The organism is Mycobacterium sp. (genome assembly GCF_035653355.1).
GTDB lineage: Bacteria > Actinomycetota > Actinomycetes > Mycobacteriales > Mycobacteriaceae > Mycobacterium.
Genome location: NZ_DASRBZ010000595.1, coordinates 1 through 20,133 on the forward strand (window position 1 = coordinate 1; position 20,133 = coordinate 20,133).

At 66.1% G+C, this 20,133-nt stretch carries 20 protein-coding genes, 1 tRNA gene and 2 pseudogenes; 13 read left to right on the forward strand and 10 right to left on the reverse strand.

The window, feature by feature from the left end; all coding sequences use genetic code 11:
* Nucleotides 1-623, reverse strand: a pseudogene (locus tag VFA16_RS20600) (transcription-repair coupling factor); the annotation flags it as partial.
* Between the two features lie 215 nt (nt 624-838).
* On the opposite strand from VFA16_RS20600, the pseudogene VFA16_RS20605 reads away from it, so the two are divergent.
* Nucleotides 839-1,230: pseudogene (locus tag VFA16_RS20605) on the forward strand (diaminopimelate decarboxylase); the annotation flags it as partial.
* Between the two features lies 1 nt (nt 1,231).
* Here the strand turns inward: VFA16_RS20605 and VFA16_RS20610 are convergent.
* The gene (locus VFA16_RS20610) at nt 1,232-1,834 is read right to left on the reverse strand and encodes a TetR/AcrR family transcriptional regulator (protein ID WP_324969626.1); all 603 of its coding nucleotides are present in this window, start codon (nt 1,832-1,834) and stop codon (nt 1,232-1,234) included.
* A gap of 113 nt (nt 1,835-1,947) precedes the next feature.
* Here VFA16_RS20610 and VFA16_RS20615 point away from each other — a divergent pair.
* The 8 genes from VFA16_RS20615 to pth all read left to right on the forward strand — a co-directional run bounded on the left by VFA16_RS20615 (nt 1,948) and on the right by pth (nt 7,958).
* Nucleotides 1,948-2,019, forward strand: a tRNA-Gln gene (locus VFA16_RS20615).
* Between the two features lie 109 nt (nt 2,020-2,128).
* Nucleotides 2,129-3,604: a bifunctional UDP-N-acetylglucosamine diphosphorylase/glucosamine-1-phosphate N-acetyltransferase GlmU gene (gene glmU, locus VFA16_RS20620; protein WP_324969609.1), complete on the forward strand. Its 1,476-nt coding sequence runs from the start codon at nt 2,129-2,131 to the stop codon at nt 3,602-3,604.
* Between the two features lie 66 nt (nt 3,605-3,670).
* A complete protein-coding gene (locus VFA16_RS20625) occupies nt 3,671-4,651 on the forward strand; it encodes a ribose-phosphate diphosphokinase (protein ID WP_324969610.1) in 981 nt (326 codons plus the stop codon).
* On the forward strand, nt 4,651-5,007 hold the full coding sequence (gene arsC, locus VFA16_RS20630) for an arsenate reductase (glutaredoxin) (RefSeq protein WP_324969611.1): 357 nt from the start codon (nt 4,651-4,653) through the stop codon (nt 5,005-5,007). The genes VFA16_RS20625 and arsC overlap by 1 nt, the downstream gene beginning before the upstream one ends.
* Nucleotides 5,004-5,663 carry an LpqN/LpqT family lipoprotein gene (locus VFA16_RS20635; RefSeq protein WP_324969612.1) on the forward strand — a complete coding sequence of 220 codons (660 nt, stop codon included), beginning with the start codon at nt 5,004-5,006 and terminating at the stop codon, nt 5,661-5,663. The genes arsC and VFA16_RS20635 overlap by 4 nt, the downstream gene beginning before the upstream one ends.
* Nucleotides 5,664-5,705: 42 nt before the next feature.
* On the forward strand, nt 5,706-6,572 hold the full coding sequence (locus tag VFA16_RS20640; RefSeq protein WP_324969613.1) for an oxidoreductase: 867 nt from the start codon (nt 5,706-5,708) through the stop codon (nt 6,570-6,572).
* A 123-nt stretch (nt 6,573-6,695) separates the two neighbouring features.
* A complete protein-coding gene (locus VFA16_RS20645; protein ID WP_324969614.1) occupies nt 6,696-7,358 on the forward strand; it encodes a 50S ribosomal protein L25/general stress protein Ctc in 663 nt (220 codons plus the stop codon).
* A gap of 3 nt (nt 7,359-7,361) precedes the next feature.
* Nucleotides 7,362-7,958, forward strand: a complete 597-nt coding sequence (pth, locus tag VFA16_RS20650) for an aminoacyl-tRNA hydrolase (RefSeq protein ID WP_324969615.1) — start codon at nt 7,362-7,364, stop codon at nt 7,956-7,958.
* A 90-nt stretch (nt 7,959-8,048) separates the two neighbouring features.
* Here the strand turns inward: pth and VFA16_RS20655 are convergent, their stop codons facing one another.
* From VFA16_RS20655 to VFA16_RS20675, 5 genes are all read right to left on the reverse strand, one after another.
* Nucleotides 8,049-9,683, reverse strand: a complete 1,635-nt coding sequence (locus tag VFA16_RS20655; protein WP_324969616.1) for a fatty acyl-AMP ligase — start codon at nt 9,681-9,683, stop codon at nt 8,049-8,051.
* Between the two features lie 316 nt (nt 9,684-9,999).
* Entirely contained in the window at nt 10,000-10,950 is a 951-nt protein-coding gene (locus VFA16_RS20660; protein ID WP_324969627.1) for a 4-(cytidine 5'-diphospho)-2-C-methyl-D-erythritol kinase, read from the reverse strand.
* A gap of 196 nt (nt 10,951-11,146) precedes the next feature.
* Entirely contained in the window at nt 11,147-12,076 is a 930-nt protein-coding gene (gene rsmA, locus VFA16_RS20665; RefSeq protein ID WP_324969628.1) for a 16S rRNA (adenine(1518)-N(6)/adenine(1519)-N(6))-dimethyltransferase RsmA, read from the reverse strand.
* Nucleotides 12,040-13,167: a transglycosylase family protein gene (locus VFA16_RS20670; protein ID WP_324969617.1), complete on the reverse strand. Its 1,128-nt coding sequence runs from the start codon at nt 13,165-13,167 to the stop codon at nt 12,040-12,042. Before VFA16_RS20670 ends, rsmA begins: the two co-directional genes overlap by 37 nt.
* Nucleotides 13,168-13,317: 150 nt before the next feature.
* Nucleotides 13,318-14,175: a TatD family hydrolase gene (locus VFA16_RS20675; RefSeq protein ID WP_324969618.1), complete on the reverse strand. Its 858-nt coding sequence runs from the start codon at nt 14,173-14,175 to the stop codon at nt 13,318-13,320.
* Between the two features lie 18 nt (nt 14,176-14,193).
* Between VFA16_RS20675 and metG the strand changes: the two genes are divergently transcribed.
* Together metG and VFA16_RS20685 are read left to right on the forward strand one after the other, a co-directional pair.
* Nucleotides 14,194-15,738 carry a methionine--tRNA ligase gene (gene metG, locus VFA16_RS20680; protein ID WP_324969619.1) on the forward strand — a complete coding sequence of 515 codons (1,545 nt, stop codon included), beginning with the start codon at nt 14,194-14,196 and terminating at the stop codon, nt 15,736-15,738.
* A gap of 117 nt (nt 15,739-15,855) precedes the next feature.
* Entirely contained in the window at nt 15,856-16,782 is a 927-nt protein-coding gene (locus VFA16_RS20685) for a hypothetical protein (protein WP_324969621.1), read from the forward strand.
* A 17-nt stretch (nt 16,783-16,799) separates the two neighbouring features.
* Here VFA16_RS20685 and VFA16_RS20690 read toward each other — a convergent pair whose 3' ends face one another.
* The 3 genes from VFA16_RS20690 to VFA16_RS20700 are packed head-to-tail and all read right to left on the reverse strand — an operon-like array spanning nt 16,800 to nt 18,475.
* Nucleotides 16,800-17,165, reverse strand: a complete 366-nt coding sequence (locus VFA16_RS20690; protein ID WP_324969622.1) for a DoxX family protein — start codon at nt 17,163-17,165, stop codon at nt 16,800-16,802.
* A gap of 8 nt (nt 17,166-17,173) precedes the next feature.
* A complete protein-coding gene (locus VFA16_RS20695; protein ID WP_324969623.1) occupies nt 17,174-17,623 on the reverse strand; it encodes a nitroreductase family deazaflavin-dependent oxidoreductase in 450 nt (149 codons plus the stop codon).
* A gap of 15 nt (nt 17,624-17,638) precedes the next feature.
* The gene (locus tag VFA16_RS20700) at nt 17,639-18,475 is read right to left on the reverse strand and encodes an NAD(P)H-binding protein (RefSeq protein WP_324969629.1); all 837 of its coding nucleotides are present in this window, start codon (nt 18,473-18,475) and stop codon (nt 17,639-17,641) included.
* 221 nt (nt 18,476-18,696) lie between these two features.
* On the opposite strand from VFA16_RS20700, the gene VFA16_RS20705 reads away from it, so the two are divergent.
* Both VFA16_RS20705 and VFA16_RS20710 read left to right on the forward strand, forming a co-directional pair.
* A complete protein-coding gene (locus tag VFA16_RS20705; protein ID WP_324969624.1) occupies nt 18,697-19,872 on the forward strand; it encodes an NAD(P)/FAD-dependent oxidoreductase in 1,176 nt (391 codons plus the stop codon).
* A partial coding sequence (locus tag VFA16_RS20710; protein WP_324969625.1) for a sigma factor occupies nt 19,869-20,133 on the forward strand: 265 nt, incomplete at its 3' end. The genes VFA16_RS20705 and VFA16_RS20710, both read left to right, overlap by 4 nt.

Consider the following 20,133-nt stretch of genomic DNA (forward strand, 5'->3'; position numbering starts at 1 on the left):
ATGCGCACCGGATGCTCGGCGGTGGGCGGAAACACGTCGAGTATGCCGCCGCGCACCGCAAACTCCCCACGCCGGCCGACCATGTCGGCCCGGGTATAGGCCAATTCGACCAGCCGGGTGATGACCTCTTCGAACGCGACCTCGTCGCCGACGGCCAGGGTGAGCGGCTCGATGTCGCCCAGTCGTGGTGTCATCGGCTGCAAAAGCGAGCGGGCCGGGGTCACCACCACCCGCAGCGGCGGTCCCAGCCGCGCGTCCTCGGGGTGAGCCAGCCGGCGCAGCACCATGAGGCGGGCGCCCATGGTGTCGACGCCCGGCGAGAGCCGTTCGTGCGGCAGGGTTTCCCAGGACGGGAACAACGCGACCGCGTCGCCGTGCACGCCGCGCAGCTCGGCGGTCAGATCGTCAGCTTCCCGGTTGGTGGCGGTGACCACCAGCAACGGGCCGTGCCGGGCCAGCGCGCTGGTGACGAAGACCCGTGCGCTGGCCGGACCGACCAGGCTCAATTCGTCGGGTCGATCCGCTGCCTGATCGATGAGTTGCTGGAAGGTCGGCGCGCTCAACGCCAAGTCGACAAGCCCCGCGATCGGGGTATCTGGTCGGGCAAACCCCGGTGCGGTCATGATGCGGCCATTCTATGCTTCGATCGATTCACGTTGCGGCTCCGGCCAACTCAGGTGATCGCCGCCACACCACTACTGCGTCACCACGATTTCCAGACAACCCGCCGCTACCGAACCGGCGAGGCGATGCAAAACTCCGTCAATTTAGGGCTCGGCGGCGTCAAGGGTTCGTTAGGGCTGCGGCATCCGACGACAGCCGGACGCACCGTGGAAGCATCACCACAACATTGGTGGATGTATTGCCGTCCATCGGTTATGCCGCTCCCCGCGGTTCGATCCAGCCATCTGGCCGGTAACGACGCATGCCGACGAGGAGGGTCGGCTGTGCATCGGCGACGTGCCGCTCACGGACATCGCCGACGAGTTCCGCACCCCGGCCTATGTGATCGACGAAGCAGACTTCAGGCACCGGGCTCAGCACTACCGCCGGGCGTTGCGCGACGCTGAGGTCGTCTATGCCGGCAAGTCACTGCTGAGCATCGCGGTGGCGCGGTGGGCGCGCGAAGAGGGGCTAAGCCTTGACGTCTGCTCGGCCGGTGAGCTGACAGCCGCGATAGCCGCAGGCGTGGACCCAGCCGGCATCGTCATGCACGTCAACGCGAAATCGGCTACTCGTCCAGCAGATTGGGGTCGGCCTCCAGGTGCATCAGGCCGTTCCAGCAGAGATTAACCAGGTGCGCGGCGACCACTTCCTTCTTGGGCTCCCGGGCGTCGAGCCACCACTGGGCGGTCATCGACACGGAGCCGACCAGCGCCTGGGCATACAACGGCGCCGTTTCGGGGTCGAGTCCGCGGCGGGCGAAGTCGCCGGCCAGGATCGATGACACCTGACTGACCGCGTCGTTAAGCAGGGTGGAATAGGTGCCGGAGCTAATGGCAGCCGGGGAGTCGCGGATCAGGATTCGGAAGCCGTCGGTGCGTTCCTCGACATAGGTCAGCAACGCCAGCGCCACCCGTTCGATGCGCAGCCGAGACCGGTTGTTGGTCGACTTGGTGAGCGACGACGTGATGCCATCCAGCAGCGCCGACATCTCTCGGTCGACGACGACCGCGTACAGCCCTTCCTTACCGCCGAAATGCTCGTAAACAACCGGCTTGGACACATTGGCCCGCAGCGCGATCTCCTCGATCGAGGTTCCCTCGTAGCCGCGCTCGGCGAATAGCGAGCGTGCGATATCGATCAGTTGATGCCGACGCTCGCTGCCGGTCATCCTGGCGCGCGGCTCTCGCACCTCTTTATCCAGCGCTGCCACGCCTACCAGGGTATCGGCTTGCATTAGAGTGGACGCGGTCCTTGGCGGTGCTCGACCGCTCGCCACATCGGTCCGTCGTGGTGTAATCGGCAGCACATCAGATTTTGGTTCTGAGAGTTCAGGTTCGAGTCCTGGCGACGGAGCTGTCCCATATACCGCGCTTTTTTGCCGTGAGCGGGCGGGAAATGCCACGCTTGACGGCGTGTCGGCGTACAGATACGCACACTCGCGGCAGAAAGCCGGGGAGGCTTGATGACAACTCAGGGCGAATCGGCGGTGCTGGTACTGGCAGCGGGAGCCGGAACCCGGATGCGGTCAGACACGCCGAAGGTGCTGCACACGCTCGCCGGGCGCAGCATGTTGGCGCATTGCCTGCATTCGATCGCCAAGGTGGCCCCACAGCACCTGGTCGTGGTGCTCGGCCAAAACCGGGAACGCATCGCACCCGTCGTCGCGGAACTGGCTGAGACGCTGGGCCGCCCCATCGACGTGGCGATCCAGGATGAGCAGCTGGGCACCGGACATGCCGTGTTGTGCGGACTTTCCGCGCTGCCCGATGACTACAGCGGCGTCGTCGTGGTCACCTCGGCCGATATTCCGTTGCTGGACGCCGATACTCTGGCCGACCTGCTCGCCGCCCATCGTGCCCAACCGGCAGCGGTCACAGTGCTGACCACGACGCTGGCCGACCCCACCGGCTATGGCCGCATCCTGCGTACCCAAGACAATGAAGTGATCGCGATCGTCGAGCAAGCCGACGCGACACCCTCACAGCGGGAAATCCGGGAAGTCAACGCCGGGGTCTACGCCTTCGACATCGAGGCGCTGCGCAACGCGCTGAGCCGGCTGTCCGCCGACAATGCCCAGCGCGAGCTTTACCTCACCGATGTGATCTCCATCGTCCGCCAAGACGGCCGGACCGTACACGCGCGGCACGTCGACGACAGCGTGTTGGTCGCCGGGGTGAACAACCGGGTCCAGCTGGGCGAGCTCGCCGCTGAACTCAACCGGCGCATCGTCGCCGGGCACCAGCTGGCCGGGGTCACGGTCTGCGATCCCGCGACCACCTGGATCGACGTCGACGTCACTGTCGGCCGCGACACCGTCATCCTGCCCGGGACACAGCTGCTGGGCCGTACCCGCATCGGCGGACACTGCACCATCGGCCCGGACACCACTCTGGCCGACGTCGTTGTCGGTGAGGCCGCATCGGTGATCCGCACTCACGGCACCTCGTCGTCGATCGGCGACGGCGCGGCGGTCGGTCCCTTCGCCTACCTGCGGCCCGGGACCGTCTTGGGCGCCGACGGAAAGGTGGGCGCATTCGTTGAGACCAAGAACTGCACCATCGGGACGGGCACCAAGGTGCCGCATCTGACCTACGTCGGCGACGCCGACATCGGTGAGCACAGCAACATCGGCGCATCCAGCGTGTTCGTCAACTACGACGGCGAGACCAAACAACGCACGACGATCGGCTCCCACGTGCGCACCGGCTCGGACACCATGTTCGTGGCGCCGGTGACGGTCGGCGACGGCGCCTACACCGGTGCCGGCACGGTGGTCCGCCACGACGTACCGCCCGGGGCGCTGGCCGTGTCGGCAGGACCGCAACGCAACATCGAGAACTGGGTGCAGCGCAAGCGCCCCGGCAGCGCGGCCGCCAAGGCCGCCGAGAAGGCACAGGCCCAGAAAACCAGCCCGGATGAACCCGACCAGACACCGTGACGTTTCTCTCCTTACTATTTAGGCACTGTTAGGCACATATCTCGATCCGACCCGCGGGGGCACCACGTGAGCCACGACTGGACCGACAACCGCAAAAACCTGATGCTGTTCGCGGGTCGTGCGCATCCTGAACTGGCCGAGCAGGTCGCCAAGGAGCTCGACGTCCACGTCACCGCGCAGACGGCCCGGGACTTCGCCAACGGCGAGATCTTCGTGCGCTACCACGAATCGGTTCGCGGCTGCGACGCGTTCGTCCTGCAGTCACACCCCGCGCCGCTGAACAAGTGGCTGATGGAGCAGCTGATCATGCTCGACGCGCTCAAGCGGGGCAGCGCCAAGCGGATCACCGCCGTCGTGCCGTTCTATCCCTACGCCCGCCAGGACAAAAAGCACCGCGGCCGCGAGCCGATCTCGGCGCGACTGGTGGCCGACCTGCTCAAGACCGCCGGGGCCGATCGGATCGTGACCGTCGACCTGCACACCGACCAGATCCAGGGCTTCTTCGACGGGCCGGTCGACCACATGCGAGCGCAGAACCTGCTCACCGGCTACCTCAAAGACAACTACAGCGGCCACGACATGGTGGTCGTCTCCCCCGACTCCGGCCGGGTGCGCATCGCCGAGAAGTGGGCCGACTCGCTCGGCGGCGTTCCGCTGGCCTTCATCCACAAGACACGCGACCCACGAGTGCCCAACCAGGTTAAGTCCAACCGCGTCGTCGGCGAAGTCGCCGGCAAGACCTGCATCCTGATCGACGACATGATCGACACCGGCGGCACCATCGCCGCGGCGGTGCCGCTGCTGAAGGAAGACGGCGCCGGAGACGTGATCGTCGCCGCCACCCACGGCGTGCTGTCCGATCCCGCGCCCAAGCTCTTGGCGGAGTCCGGGGCCCGTGAGGTGATCGTCACCAACACGCTGCCGATCGACGAGAGCAAGCGGTTCCCGCAGCTGACGGTGTTGTCGATTGCGCCCCTGGTGGCCAGCACTATCCGTGCGGTCTTCGAAAATGGTTCAGTGACAGGGCTCTTCGACGGAGACGCGTAATGCCCCCTACCTCGAACGACACCGTCATCTACCACAACCCCAAGTGCAGCACGTCGCGTAAGACGCTGGAGTTGTTGCGCGACAAAGGCATCGAGCCAACCATCGTCGAGTACTTGAAGACGCCGCCGTCGCGCGAGCAGCTGGTGAAGATGATCCGCGACGCCGGCATCAATGTTCGCGTCGCGGTGCGCACCCGTGAGCCGCTGTACGCAGAGCTCAACCTGGCCGACGCCACCGACGACGAGTTGCTCGACGCGATGGCCGAACACCCCATCTTGATCCAACGCCCGTTCGTCGTGACAGCCAAGGGCACCCGGCTGGCTCGTCCGGTCGACGCGGTCGACGAGATTCTGTGAGGCTCACCGCCATCAGTAGATGCGCGGCCGGCGTCGTGATCCTTGCGCTAACCGCGGTCGGTTGCAGCGCGAAAGAGCCTGACTACCAATCAGTTTGGACGACGAGCTCCACGACAACCACCACCCCGACCACGACTGAATCACCGGAGCCGCTTGGAAAATACCTGGAAGACGTCGGCGTCACCGGCGAACAGGTAGCTCCCGATTCGCTACCCGATCTGACGGTGTCGATCCCGACACCACCAGGCTGGGACAAGTTCACCAATCCCAGTATCACCCCGGCCACGCAGGCGATCGCCAAGAACGGCAGCTATCCGATCGCGATGCTGATGGTGTTCAAGCTGCGCGGGGACTTCAATACCGCAGACGTGATCAAGCACGCCAACGCCGACGCCGAGCGCTCCGACAATTTCAAGAAATTGAATGCGTCCACCGCCGACTTTCACGGCTTTCCGTCGTCGATGGTCGAGGGCAGCTACGACCTCAACGGCAAACGGTTGCACGGGTGGAACCGGGTCGTCATCGCTACCGGATCACCACCGGCGAAGCAGCCTTACCTCGTTCAGCTCACGATCACCAGCATGGCCGGCCAGGCCTTCCCCGAGGCGAAGGACATCGAGGCGATCATCGCCGGATTCACCGTCGCCGCGAAGTAGCCCGCAGCATCGGGTTGCCTTGGCCGCGTTACTGTATCCGCCATGGGTTGGACCGCCGCAGACCTGCCGTCATTGGCCGGACGAACCGTGATTGTCACGGGGGCCAACAGTGGCCTGGGCGCGGTGACGGCCCGCGAACTGGCCCGGGTTGGGGCCCACGTCATCGTGGCGGTACGCAATACCGAGAAAGGCGAGGCCGCCGCCCGGCAGATGACCGGCCACGTCGAGGTGGGCCGACTCGACCTGCAGGACTTGGCCTCAGTGCGGGAGTTCGCCGACGCCATCGACACGGTCGACGTGCTGATCAACAACGCGGGCATCATGGCCACCCCGGAGGCGAGGACCGTTGACGGCTTCGAAAGTCAGATCGGCACCAATCACCTCGGTCATTTTGCGCTGACAAATCTGTTGCTGCCCAAGCTAACCGACCGGGTGGTGACCGTGTCGTCGATGTACCACTGGATCGGCCGCATCAGCCTCGACGACCTGAACTGGCAGTCGCGGCGATACTCGCGGTGGCTGGCCTACGGCCAGTCAAAACTGGCCAACCTGTTGTTCACCAGCGAGCTGCAGCGGCGGCTGGATTCGGTTGGCTCACCCTTGCGCGCGCTGGCTGTCCATCCCGGCTATTCGCGAACCAATCTGCAGGGCCACTCCGGTCACCGGGTCGAAGACGCTTTGATGGCGATCGGTAACAAGTTTTTCGCCACCGACGCCGATTTCGGTGCCCGCCAGACGCTGTACGCGGCGTCGCAGGATTTGCCGGGCGACACGTTCGTCGGGCCACGTTTCAGCATGGTCGGCCGCACCCAGCCGGTGGCCCGCAGCCCACTGGCTAAGCGGGAAAGCACCGCCACGGCACTGTGGGAGCTGTCGGAGCAGCTCACCGGAGTCAAATTTCCGCTTTGAGCCGCTGATGCGCTAGCCTGTCGGGCGTCACGGCGAGGGTGCTGCCAGGCGGCCACCGTTATCGACGGGGACCTTCTGGTTGTCGCGATGCTGGCCGTGCCCGACCCACACAGGAGCGACACCATGGCTAAATCGGCGGCTTCGCCAACCAATCAGCTGAGCGTGTCGGTGCGCACAGAGACCGGCAAGGGCGCGTCCCGCCGGGCACGGCGCAACGGCAAGATCCCAGCGGTCCTCTACGGTCACGGCAGCGAGCCGCAGCATCTGGAGTTGCCTGGCCACGATTTCGCGGCGGTGTTGCGCCACTCGGGCACCAACGCTGTGCTGACCCTTGACATCGAGGGCAAGGAGCAGCTGGCGTTGACCAAGGCGATCGACGTCCACCCGATTCGACACACGATCCAGCATGCGGACCTACTGCTGGTGCGCCGCGGCGAGAAAGTCACCGTCGAGGTCACCGTTGATGTCGAGGGTGAACCGGCGCCGGGCACCTTGGTCACGCAGGAAACCAGCACGATCGAGATCGAGGCCGAGGCGCTGTCGATTCCTGAGCAGCTGACCGTCTCGGTCGAGGGCGCGCAGCCCGACACCCAGTTCACTGCCGGGCAGATCCCGCTGCCGCGCGGGGTGAGGCTGATCTCTGATCCAGACCAGTTGGTCGTCAACGTCGTGAACGCGCCGACGGCCGAGGAACTCGAGGCGGAGGGTGCCGGCGAGGTGGCCGAACCCGAGGTGCCGGCCGAAGCGGCCACCGAAACCGAAGCCGGCGAGGCCGAGTCCGAGTAACGCATGGCCGAACCGTCCCCTGCTTCGCGGGGGCCCCGGCTGGTGGTTGGCCTTGGCAATCCGGGACCGAACTACGCCCGGACCCGCCACAACCTCGGATTCATGGTCGCCGATCGGCTCGCCGCGCGTCTGGGCTCGACCTTCAAGGCGCACAAGCGTTCCGGCGCGGAAATCGCCACCGGCCGGCTCGGAGGCTGTGCGGTGGTGTTGGCCAAGCCGCGCAGTTATATGAACGAATCGGGCCGTCAAGTCGCGCCGCTGGCCAAGTTCTACTCGGTGCCCCCAGCCGACATCATCGTCATCCATGACGACCTGGACTTGGACTTTGGTCGCATCCGGCTCAAGCTCGGCGGCGGCGAAGGCGGTCACAACGGCCTGCGCTCAGTGGTTGCGTCCTTGGGAACCAAGGATTTTGAGCGGGTGCGCATCGGCATCGGGCGTCCGCCGGGACGCAAGGACCCGGCGGCGTTCGTGTTGGAGAACTTTACCGCCGCCGAACGCACGGAGGTGCCGACGATCTGTGAGCAGGCCGCCGACGCGACGGAGTTGCTCATCGAGCTGGGGTTAGAGCCGGCCCAAAACCGCGTGCACGCTTGGTGATTGGTCCGCGAGCGGGCGTGTTTGCACATCGACACGCCGCAAATGATGGCAGTTTGCGCCCGCTCGCGGCAGAAGGTGCAAGCGCTGAAGTTAAGTGACCAGCGTGACCGAGTTGGCGCGGCGCAGCTTGCCCGACGGCGTCTTGGGAATGGTGCCCGGTCCCAATACGACGACGTTGCGCGGCCGCACGTCGACCTCGGTGACGACCTCGTGCGCCACCTGGTGCTCGATGCGACGCACTTCGGCCGGGTCCTCGTAGGCGTTGGACTCCACTGCGACGGCGAACGTCTCGCGTGAATGGCCGGCGTCGAGCCGCACGGCCACCGCGCAGCCCGGGCGCACGCCGGGAACCCGGCACGCCGCCCGCTCGATGTCGGTGGGGTAGATGTTGCGGCCAGCCATGATGATGACGTCCTTGACCCGGCCGCACACAACGAGGTGGCCGTTTTCCATCATGTAGCCGAGGTCACCGGTGTCATACCAGCCGTGCTCGTCTTGCGCGGGAATGAACCCGCCCATCGTGATGTAGCCCGGGGTCAGCGGCTCGCCGCGCAGCTCGATCACCCCGACGCCGCGGGGCGGCAACACATTGCCGTTCTCGTCGACGATGCGGGCCTCGATCCCATCGAGCACGGGCCCCAGGGAAGCCAGTCGACGGGTGTTGCCCTTGGTAGCCGGGACCGCCCGACGCAGCGCGGCGAGCAGGTCGGCGTCCACCTCGTCGACGATCAGGCCCTGTTCCACCGGCGAAAACGACACGGCCAGCGTGGTTTCGGCCATGCCGTATGCGGGCAGGATGGCCTCCGGCCGCAGCCCGAACGGCCGGCCCGCCTCGATCAGGTCCTCGACATCGGCGGGGTCGACCGGTTCGGCCCCCGACATTGCAATCCGCAGCGTCGACAGGTCGAACTGGCCGGGTTTGGCCTGCTTGCGCAGCCGCTTGGCGAACAGCGAATAGGCGAAGTTCGGGCCGCAGATGAACGTGCCCTTGTACTTGTCGACCAGCTTGGCCCACAGCAGCGTGTCGCGCAGGAAGTCCAGCGGGGTGACCTTGACCAGCTCAGCGCCGAAGTACATCGGCACGGTCAAGAAGCCGATCATGCCCATGTCGTGGAAGCAGGGCAGCCAGCTGACCATCACGTCGGTCTCGGGCTTGTACTTGACGCCGACGAACATGGCTTCGACGTTCGAGTACACGTTGCGGTGAGTGATCTGGACAGCTTTCGGGGAACCGGTGGATCCCGACGTCAGCTGCATGAGCGCCAGATCGTCTTCGTCGGTATCGATGGGGTCGATCGGGTCGGAATCCAGCAGCTGCTCGACGGTCATCACCTTGACGCCGCGCTGCTCCAGCACCGGCGCGGCCGCCATGAAGGGGTCGGAGACGATGACCGCTTTCGCCTCGATCATGTCGATGACCGTGGTGGTGTCCTGGGCCCACACCGCCAAGTCGGTGCGCGGCGTGGGCTGGTGCAGCATGGTCAGGCTGGCCCCCCGCATCCACAGCCCCTGGGCGGTCGGCGCGATCTCCACCGGGGCGCCGACGAGCACACCGACGGCGTCGCCGTGGCCAATACCATTGGCCGCCAGTCCGCCCGCGATGCGACGGGCCCGCTCATGTACCTCGCGCCACGTGTGCCGGACCGGGTTGTGTGGCTCGCCGGTGACCATGCCGCGAGGGCTGGTGTGGGCGTTGCGGTACATCTTCTCGGTAAACCTGCTCACGACACCCTCCTGGCTTCCGGCACCGGCGCTTTCCAGGCCCGGAATTTTATGCTGCCCCTGCTATTAGGCAATGTGCAGTAGAGGCGTGCACACAATTGGGCAGCGGTTATGTCTCGAATCGGTGATGCGTCAGATGCCTCGGGAGAGGCTGGACGGGTAGCGGAAGCACAGCCGCTGTGGCGGCTGGTCGACCGCCCACCGCGATAACCGGCGGGCGGTGCGATTGGGCACATTGTTTGACCGCTAGTCGTCACCGCGGATCATCTTAAGCTCCTCTTAAGTAACCGCCAAACCGTGGCGTGCTTTGAGGCCCAGGTCACACTTCGGTCACCGGCGCCGGCACCACGCGGGCACCGTGCACCGGACCGCTGGCAACGCGGACGGTGCGGCAGACACCTGCGCCCGACAGCTGAGTGCCGACGTCGATTGCCGAAGTCGCCGATGAGCACAGGAATGCGCAGGTGGGTCCGGACCCGGAGACGATGCCCGCCAGTGCGCCTGCCTCTACACCGGCACGCAAGGCGCGGCGCAACGCGGGATCCAAGCTCACCGCGGCCGCTTGCAACTCGTTGCCCAGCAAAGGCGCCAACTGGTCGGCATCCCCGGCGGCAAGGGCGGCCAGCACAGGCCCGGGCTCACTGAGTCGCGGCGGTTCGGCTACCTCACGGAGCCGGTCGAGCTCGGCGAACACCGCCGCTGTCGACAGGCCGCTGTCGGCAAACGCCAGCACCCAGTGGAAGGTGTTTCGCGACAGCACGGTGGCCAATTCCTCGCCGCGCCCGGTTCCCAGCGCGGTGCCGCCGTGTAGCGCGAACGGCACGTCGCTGCCCAGCTTCGCGGCGAGCGCGTGAAGGTCGCGGCGCGGCACGTCGAGCTCCCACAGGACGTTCATGGCCACCAGCACCGCGGCGGCGTCCGCGCTGCCGCCCGCCATGCCGCCAGCAACCGGAATGGATTTGTCGATGGTGATCGAAACATCTGGGGCCCGGCCGACGTGTTCGGCCACCAGCTCGGCGGCCTGCCAAGCCAGGTTGCGGTCGTCGGTGGGCAGTTCGTCGGCCCCTTCGCCGCTGACCTTGAGCGAGAGCACGTCGGCGTTGCGAACAGTGACCTCATCGACCAGTGAGACCGCCTGGAACACAGTCGTCAGCTCGTGGTAACCGTCGGCGCGGCGATCCCCGACCCCGAGGTAGAGGTTGACTTTCCCGGGCACCTGGACCGTCACCGACCCAGTCGGCACCCACTGAACAGCGGTGCTCCCGTTCATCGGCACCGCACGAGAGTATCGCCGGGACACGCAAACCACACTGCTTCTGGCGACGATGCACGCCGCCAACGGCGCTCGCCCGGCGACGATGCGGGCCGCGGCGACGGCCCGAGGATGAGCCGGGCAATCGGGTCGGAAAAGGAGCCGGGCCATCGACCCGGCTGAGTAGCTCGGGCACCGCGCCGAAATCGGGCCGCTACGACGCTTCTTGGCCGGCAGCGGCGCTGTCGGTCCACTCCCCTGAGCGGCGCAGCAAACGCACGAAGTCCTCGATGGACAGCGTCTCACCGCGGCGGGCGGGGTCGATGCTGGCGGCCAGCAGCCGCTTCGCAGATTCGTTGCCCGAGCCGGCCCATTCGGCAAACGCGTTGCGAGATGTCTTGCGTCGCTGGGCAAATGCGATGTCGATGAGTTCGAACACACGTCGGCGGAAGGCCTCATCGGTGGGCCAGGGCGACACTTCGTAACGGTCGATCCGCACCAGGCCGGAGTAGACCCGCGGAATCGGCCAGAAAACCGTCGGCGACACCGTGCCGAAGCGGCGCACCCGGCCGAAAAACCGCATCTTGACACTGGGCACGCCGTAGTCCTTGCCGCCGGGTTCAGCGGCAAGCCGTTCGGCGACCTCGGCCTGCACCATCACCATCACGGTGCGCACCGAAGGAAACTCGGCGAGCAGATGCAACAACGCCGGAACCGCGACGTTGTAGGGCAGGTTGGCCACCACCGCCGTCGGCTCAGCCGCCAGGTCGCTGCGACGGATCGACAAGATGTCGCGGTTCAGCACCGTCAGCCGGTCAGCTTCGCTGTGCGAGTGCTCGGCGACGGTCTGCTCTAGCCGGTCGGCCAGCACAGGATCGATCTCGACGGCGGTGACCGCGGCACCACGGTCGAGCAACGCCAGCGTCAGTGATCCCAGGCCGGGCCCCACTTCAAGCACGTGGTCGGACCGGCTCACCCCGGACGCCGACACCACCCGACGTACCGTGTTGGCGTCGTGAACGAAGTTTTGTCCCAACGCCTTTCGTGGCCGGAACTCGAGCTCCTTAGCGAGCCGTCTGATCTCGGTGCGGCCCAGCAGCCGGATGGTCAGCGCGCACCTGCTCTTCCGCTGCACACCGGCCAGGCGCCCCAGCCTTGCCGTTCCAGCACGGTCTGGGCAACGGCGATCTGCTCTTCGCGGGTGGCCAGATCAGCGCGCGGGGCATAGCGCAAGCCGCCGCTGCGTTCCCAGGTGCTCTGGTCGAATTGCACACCACCGTAGTAGCCGTTTCCGGTGTTGATCGCCCAGTTTCCGCCGGCTTCGCAGCGGGCGATGGCATCCCACACGGTGGCCTCGGGCACCGACGGGACTTCCGTGCCCGGCTTGGTGCCGACCCGCAGCACCGCGTCGCGGGCTGGTGTGATCACCGTGTTGGCCACCGGCAGCCGGCCGGTCTCCACTCCATTGACCTTGGCCACGGCGAACGTCACGTCCTGCGTGCCCGGGCTACCGGGGTCTTCGACGATCCGCCGGCTGACGTTCATCTCCGGGTCTTCGACGCGATGCGCGGCCGGCGGCAACGGCACCCGCTCGGTGACCTTCTCCATGCGGATCCGGGTTACCTCGATCTGCATCCCGTCGGTGACCGGCGTCGACGCGCTCGGCATCACTTTGTCGCTTTGTTGCAGCGGCATACCGGCGGCGTCCAACAGGTCGGCGACGTTCGGCGCGGCCAGATGAACGGTGCGCATGACGCCACCGTCGTTGATCTGGACGGTCTTGGCCGTGACGACCGGCAGCGCCATACCCGCCAGCGGAACACGGCTGCCCCGGGAGGCCGCGGCGGGCGCGGTGTCGGTCATCGCTAGCTGGGCCAGCGCCTCATCGACGGTGGACGCCGTGGTCCACACCTGCTTGGTGTCGTGACCGTCCATGGAGATCTGCAACGGCCGGCTGCGCCGCAGCACGATCTCGTCGGCGTCATGGATCCGCTCGTCGCCATTCGGGTACAAGTCGTCCCGCTCGCCGACCTCGAACCCGTTCTCCTTGAGCACGTCGATCGCCCGCGACTTCATCGTCGTCACGGTCAACCGGGTCCCGTCGACGCTCAGCGTCACCGTCTTGCGAGCAGCAACCGCATACCCGCCCGCGAACGTCAGCACCAGCAACAGCGCGGCGACCAGAAGCCGCAGGATCGGTGATGGGGTCTGGTGCAGCTTCGTGAGTACGTTCAACGCTCGTATTTCCCCGACCTAAGCAACACTTCAACGACACCGTCAGCAGCCACAAACGAAAGGGGCCCGTCAAGGCCCCCCGTTCGATCACAAGACGGTAACGAATCGGCCTAGTTAGGGCAACTCCAGCGCAACGCTCTTAACGGACTCTTAAGAGTCGCCGACCAGCCGGTAGGCCCGGCGAGCGTTAGCGGTGGTGACCAGTGCCAATTCGTCGGCAGGTCGCCCCAGGAGTTCAGCCAACGCTCGCACAGTGTAGGGCAGGCAGTACGGCTCGTTGGGAGCGCCACGGTACGGGTGCGCCGTCAAAAACGGTGCGTCGGTCTCGACCAGCAGCTGGTCGATTGGGATCAGCGGGACGGCTGCGCGCAGGTCACGGGCATTGCGGAAACTGACCGTCCCGGCCAGGCTCAGCAGCCAGCCGGCGTCGACGCAGCTGCGGGCCATCGCCGGGCCCGACGAGAAACAGTGAAATATCACACAGTCGGGGGCACCCTCAGCCCGCAGGACGTCGAGGACCTCAGCGTCGGCCTCCCGGTTGTGGATCATCAGCGGTTTGCCGGTCCGCTTGGCCAGGTCGATATGCCAGGCGAACGCCTCCCGCTGTGCGGGCGGCTCGGCGCACCCGTCGAGCCGGCCCGGCCAGTACAGGTCCAGCCCGGTCTCGCCGATCGCCACCACCCGCGGATGGGCGGCCAGGCGCTCGATTTCGGCGCGAGCCGCCTCGGTGAGGGCATGCGCCCGGGTGGGATGCAGGGCCACGGCGGCGTAGACCCGCGGATCCCATTCGGCCGCGCGTGTCACCCACTGCGCCGAGTCCAGGTCGTCGGCGATGGTCACCACCGCTGTGACTCCGACGGCCGCGGCGCGCTCGACGATGGCGCGCACCCCGTCGGCGTCCTCGGCGCCGCATGCGTCGAGGTGGGTGTGGGCGTCGATCAACGGCGCCAACGGCTCCGGGGCGGGCGGCGCCTCACGTTTACCGGACCGGTTGGAGCTCACGCGCACACAATAGGGTGATTCTCGATGAGGCCCTACTACGTCACCACCGCGATCACGTATCCGAATGCTGCACCGCACCTGGGGCACGTGTACGAGTACATCGCCACCGACGCGATTGCCCGGTTCAAGCGGCTTGACGGCTTCGACGTGCGGTTTATGACCGGCACCGACGAACATGGGCTGAAGATGGCCGAGGCAGCGGCGGCCGAGGGGGTTCCCACGGCTGCCTTGGCCCGGCGCAACTCCGATGTGTTCCAGCGGCTGCAGGAGCGGCTCAACATCTCATTCGACCGCTTCATCCGCACCACCGACGCCGACCACCATGCGGCCTCCAAGGCGATTTGGCAGCGGATGGCTGATGCCGGCGACATCTACCTGGACAGCTACTCGGGCTGGTATTCGGTGCGCGACGAGCGGTTTTTCGTCGAATCGGAAACCCAGCTGCTCGAAGACGGGACTCGCATTGCCGCCGAGACCGGGGCGCCGCTGACGTGGACCGAAGAACAGACCTATTTCTTTCGGCTGTCGGCGTATGCCGACAAGCTGCTGGCTCACTACGAGGCCAACCCCGATTTCATCGGGCCTGAGGTACGTCGCAACGAGGTGGTCAGCTTCGTCTCCGGCGGGTTGCGCGACCTGTCGATCTCCCGGACGTCGTTTGACTGGGGAATACCGGTGCCCGATCACCCCGATCACGTCATGTACGTCTGGGTGGACGCGCTGACCAACTATCTGACCGGCGTCGGCTACCCCGACACCGAATCCGAGTTGTTCCGCCGCTACTGGCCGGCCGATCTGCACATGATCGGCAAGGACATCATCCGGTTCCATGCCGTGTACTGGCCGGCGTTTTTGATGTCGGCCGGAATCGACCTGCCGCGAAAGGTTTTCGCCCACGGCTTCCTGCTCAACCGCGGCGAGAAGATGAGCAAGTCGGTGGGCAACGTCATCGACCCGGTGGCGCTGATCGACACGTTCGGTGTTGACCAGGTCCGCTACTTCCTGTTGCGGGAGGTCCCGTTCGGCCAGGACGGCAGCTACAGCGACGAAGCGATGATCACCCGGATCAACGCCGACCTGGCCAACGAGCTCGGCAACCTGGCGCAACGGTCGCTGTCGATGGTCGCCAAGAACCTCGACGGAATCGTGCCTACCCCCGGCGAATTCAGCGCTGACGACACAGAGTTGCTGGCGCTCGCCGACGGCCTACTCGAACAGGTGCGGTCCCATTTCGACGCCCAAGCCATGCATTTGGCGTTGGAGGCGATCTGGCGGATGCTCGGCGCGGCCAACAAGTACTTCTCGGCGCAGCAGCCGTGGGTACTGCGCAAAAGCGAGTCGCAGGACGACCAGACGCGGTTTCGCACCGTTCTCTACACCACTCTCGACGTGGTTCGCATTGCCGCACTGCTTATTCAGCCGGTAGTGCCGGAGTCGGCGGCCAAGCTGCTCGACCTGCTCGGCCAGCCCGCCAACGCTCGGTCGTTCAGTGCGGTGGAAACTCGGCTCGCCCCGGGCATGGTCTTGCCGCCGCCGACGGCGGTGTTCCCGCGCTACCAAGCGGACTGAGCACGAGCAGACGTAAAGCCCTGAAAGGCCGCGGAATTGGGTGACTTACTGTCTGCTCTGCAGGTGTAACTTTTTTGGTAGTCGCCCCGTCGTGGGTGTAGCACCAGGAGGCATGTGATGGGATCGCTGGACTACACCGAAGCGGTGAACGTTGCACTGGACCGCTTGCGCGGGACCGGTTTTTACCTCGGTCACTTCTTCGCCAACCACGGCCCGATGGCCGCCGAAGCGCTGGCCAAACTCGGGTATTGCGACGAGGTCGACAGCTGGGTTGACGCCAACATCCATCATCGCGAGCATGGGCCGCTGCCGGATCCGGCGCAGCCGATCACCGACTGGCAGGCCGCCCTGGGCCAACGCGACCGCGGCGGCGACTGGGTCGAGCTGTTTCGCCGCGAACTCGCCGAGGCCGCATGGCGAGATGTGCTGCAGAGATGGTGGCCGAGGCTATTACCCGGCTGCGCCGGCTCACTCACCCACGGGTTGATCCGCACCGCCCACGCCGTGCGCTCGCTGCGCGATACGGCGCGGCCCACCGACCTTCAGATCGACGAACTCGCTCGCGGTCTGGCCTTCTGGGCGACCACGTTCCAACCCGTTGAATCCGGGCCGGCTGATCACGGTGATCTCGACGCGGAAGCCGTCGACCGGGCGCTAAGCGAGCTGACGGCCGAGTATGCCGGTCACTACGCCGCGACGAGGCCGTCGTTCCCAGTCCCGTTGATTCACACGATCACTGCGCCGGCTGCGATGCGACTGCTGTTGGCCGAAGTACCAGCTGACCTGCATGCGGTGTCGCTACGCACCATCGTGAACGTCAACCGGGAATTGTTCGCCGCCTTCGGCGGACAGCGCATGGTGGAGGCACCAACCGAGCCGGACCCCGACCGCACGTTTACCGAACTGGCCGAGGAGGCGCTAGAACTAGGCGACGAGCATGCGATCAAGCTCTGTGAGGCAGCCATCCGGGAGAATGCCCTGCGCCCCGACCCGCGCTATTTCGGTGCAGCGAACGCAGCCATCGAACTGATCCGCCACAGGTGAAGCCTGGCCCACGCCTGCTACAGATTCGGCTGGGCGAGAAGGGTAAGTGCGAAAACGGCGCTATTAAGAGCAAGCAGGATCGACGCAAGCCCGAATTGCGGGGAGATGTCGTTGGCCAGCACATGGGTGTACATGGCGCATACGAAAAATATGACCAGCCCTGCCGCAGCCGCCAGGCCAATCGGTGGAATCCACAGGCCTACAACGAGTCCCAGGGCACCCAGGGTCTTGAGGGTGCCGATGGGAAACGTCAACCACGACAGGGGAACCCCTGCGGCCTCCATGCCCGGAATGATGGGTGCGAAGTGCACCAGGGCGCTTACGCCGGAAAATCCGTTGAAGGCAATCGCGACCAGTGTCACGACAAGGTAGGCGGTGTGCATGGGTTGCCTCAGCTCGCTGGAAAGGGATCGAATCGAAACACAGCTATCCGCCCGGCAAGTGCCTCGACTTCCTCGGGAGTTCCCTGCCGTACAAGGCCAGAGCGTTTCAGGAAGCTGACGCCGACCGGTACCTCGGTCGGAAACGCCCGGAGCACCGGGCGGGCCTCCTCGGGAGACACCTCCACGATCTTCACTCGTCGTGCCTTCCGCCCCTTGCTCAGGGTCCCGACGCCGGCCGCGCGGGCGTTCCGCGCCCAGTCGGCACCGGGGAATCCCGCCACGGTGTAGAGCTGCCCACCGAAGGTGAATGGGGTCATCGGCGTGCTGCGCGGTCGACCGGTCCGACGACCCGGCACCGTCAGGACCATCGGCGGTCCCGTTGGTATGCCGAGCTTTTGCAACGCGATCATGAACTTGTTCATCGGTTTCAGCCAGCGCGGCGGCTTGGGATCAGACATGGATTGCTCCTTTTGCTAGTTCGCGAAGACGTTCCGGTGCGCGGTCACCCACTGCTCGAACGACTGCGCGGGCCGGCCCAGGATCTTGGGCACCGCGTCGGTAACTACGGCAGGGTTGTCGAGGGTAGTGGCTAGCATCGCGATGTAGGCGTCGCCGAACTCGGGCGGAAAACCCAGGCCAACAAACCGCTGACGCACCATGTCGTCGGGCACCTCCTGGTATCGCAACGTCCGGCCCAGGACCGCGCCGATGATGTCAACCATTTCGGCGTTTGTGAGGGCCTGCGGGCCCGTCAACGGAATCTTCTGCCCCACAAGGTCATCGGTAAGCAGAGCTTTGGCGGCGACCTCAGCGATATCGCTTTCGACGATCGGCGCATTGGACGCCGCGGCGTAAGGACCGCGAACAATGTCGCCGGCGCGGATCTGGGCAGACCACATGCCGACGAAGTTGCTGACAAAGACCGATGGCCGCAGGCTCACCCATTCCAGTCCCGAGTCGACGGCGAGTTGTTCCACCTCCTTGTTGCGGTCGCCGCGCGACCGTGACGGTTGGCGCGAGAAGTCGTCGTCGGCGTTGATCGCCGACAGCGCGACCAGGCGGGTGACTCCGTCTCGTACTGCTTGGTCGACCACAGTGCTCAACTCGGGGCCCAGCGCACGCGAATTCAGGAAGACCGCCGACGCGCCCGGGATCGTCGCGGCGGCAGAGTCCACCACCTCGACGTCGGCAGGAAGCCCAGCGGACTCCGGGTGACGGCTCACGGCGCGCACCTTTGCACCGGCATTGACGAGTTGGGTAACAAGCGGACGGCCGACATTGCCGGTTGCTCCGGTGACGACGATTGTCATCATCTGACTCCAATTCCTTGACGTGGTGGCCGGTACGGCCCTGTCAGCAAGGACGAGTCGACAACGGGAAAAGTTACAAGTCGGCGCAATACCGGTCGCCGAGCTTCCGCTTATTCCGCGACCAGCATCAGTGACGTCGATCACACCGTGTCACATCCGCCGCCTTCGCGGTGTCTCAAGGGCACAAGATCCGTGAGACCTGCGATCAAACAGGAGACATCATGACCGACACACGCACACGCGTCGTGGTCCTCGGCGGCGGATACGCCGGAACCTTGGCCGCCAACCACCTGCGGCTGCGCGCGGACGTCGACATTACGTTGGTGAACCCGCGTCCGGTTTTCGTGGAACGAATCCGTTTGCACCAGTTCGTCGCCGGCACCGGCTCTGCCACCGTCGATTACGGCACGCTGCTGGGTGAGGGCATCCGACTGGTGGTTGACACCGCCGAGCGGATCGACACCGCCGCCCGCAAGGTGGTGTTGGCCTCTGGTGACACGCTGGACTACGACTACCTGATCTACGCCGTCGGCAGCACCGGCACACCGCCGGCAGCGGTGCCCGGGGCACAGGAATTCGCTTATGCCATAGCCGAATTCGAATACGCCGAGCGGCTGCACCGCGCACTCGACGAACTGCACCCGGATGCGCCCGTCGTGGTGGTCGGCGCCGGGCTGACCGGCATCGAAACGGCCGCGGAGCTCGCCGAGCAGGGCCGCCCAGCGACACTGGTCTGCGGCGGTGTGCTCGGGCCGTCGCTGAGTCCAGCGGGTCGCCGTTCGGTGAATAGGTGCCTGCGCAGGCTCGGCGTCGACGTACGGGAAACCGCCGTCGTCGCATCGGTCGCCCCCGGCGCAGTCAAGCTGGTCGACGGCACGGTACTGCGCAGCGCAGCGACCGTGTGGACAGCGGGCTTCGGTGTGCCGGACCTGGCCGAGCGCAGCGGTTTGAGCACCGATGCGCTGGGCCGGTTGGTCACCGACGAAACGCTGACCAGCATCGACGACCCCTACATAGTGGCGGCCGGAGACGCCGCCGCCCCGTCCGGCCAGCCGCTGCGGATGAGCTGCCAGGCCGCCGGCCCGCTGGGCGTTCAGGCCGCCAACACTGTGCTGAGCCGTATCGCTGGCACGGAACCGGCGGTGATCAACCAGGCGTTCGTCGGACAGTGCGTCAGCCTGGGCCGCAAGCACGCCACCTTCCAGCTCGCCCGCTTCGACGACACCCCGATCAACCTGGCCCTCGGCGGCCGGTTCGCGGCCTGGGTCAAGGAGGCGGTCTGCAAAGGGACGGTATGGGGCATCCGCCGCGAGTCGACCAAACCCGGTTCGAACCCCTGGCTCAAGGGCGGCAAGCGGGCCGAGCGGCTTGCGCACGAGGCGGTCACGGTCTCGTGACCGCCTCGCCCGCTGCGTCCGAACATGCCGAACGGTTCACGCTGCTGCGGCCGTTGCTGTTCACCATCGCCTACGAAATCCTCGGCTCCGCAACCGAAGCCGACGACGTACTGCAGGATGCCTATCTGCGGTGGGCTCAGGTCGACCTATCGACCGTGCACGACACCAAGTCATATCTAGCCCAGCTGGTCACCCGCCAAGCGCTCAACGCGTTGCGCGCCGACGCACGCCGCCGCGAAGACTACGTCGGGCCCTGGCTGC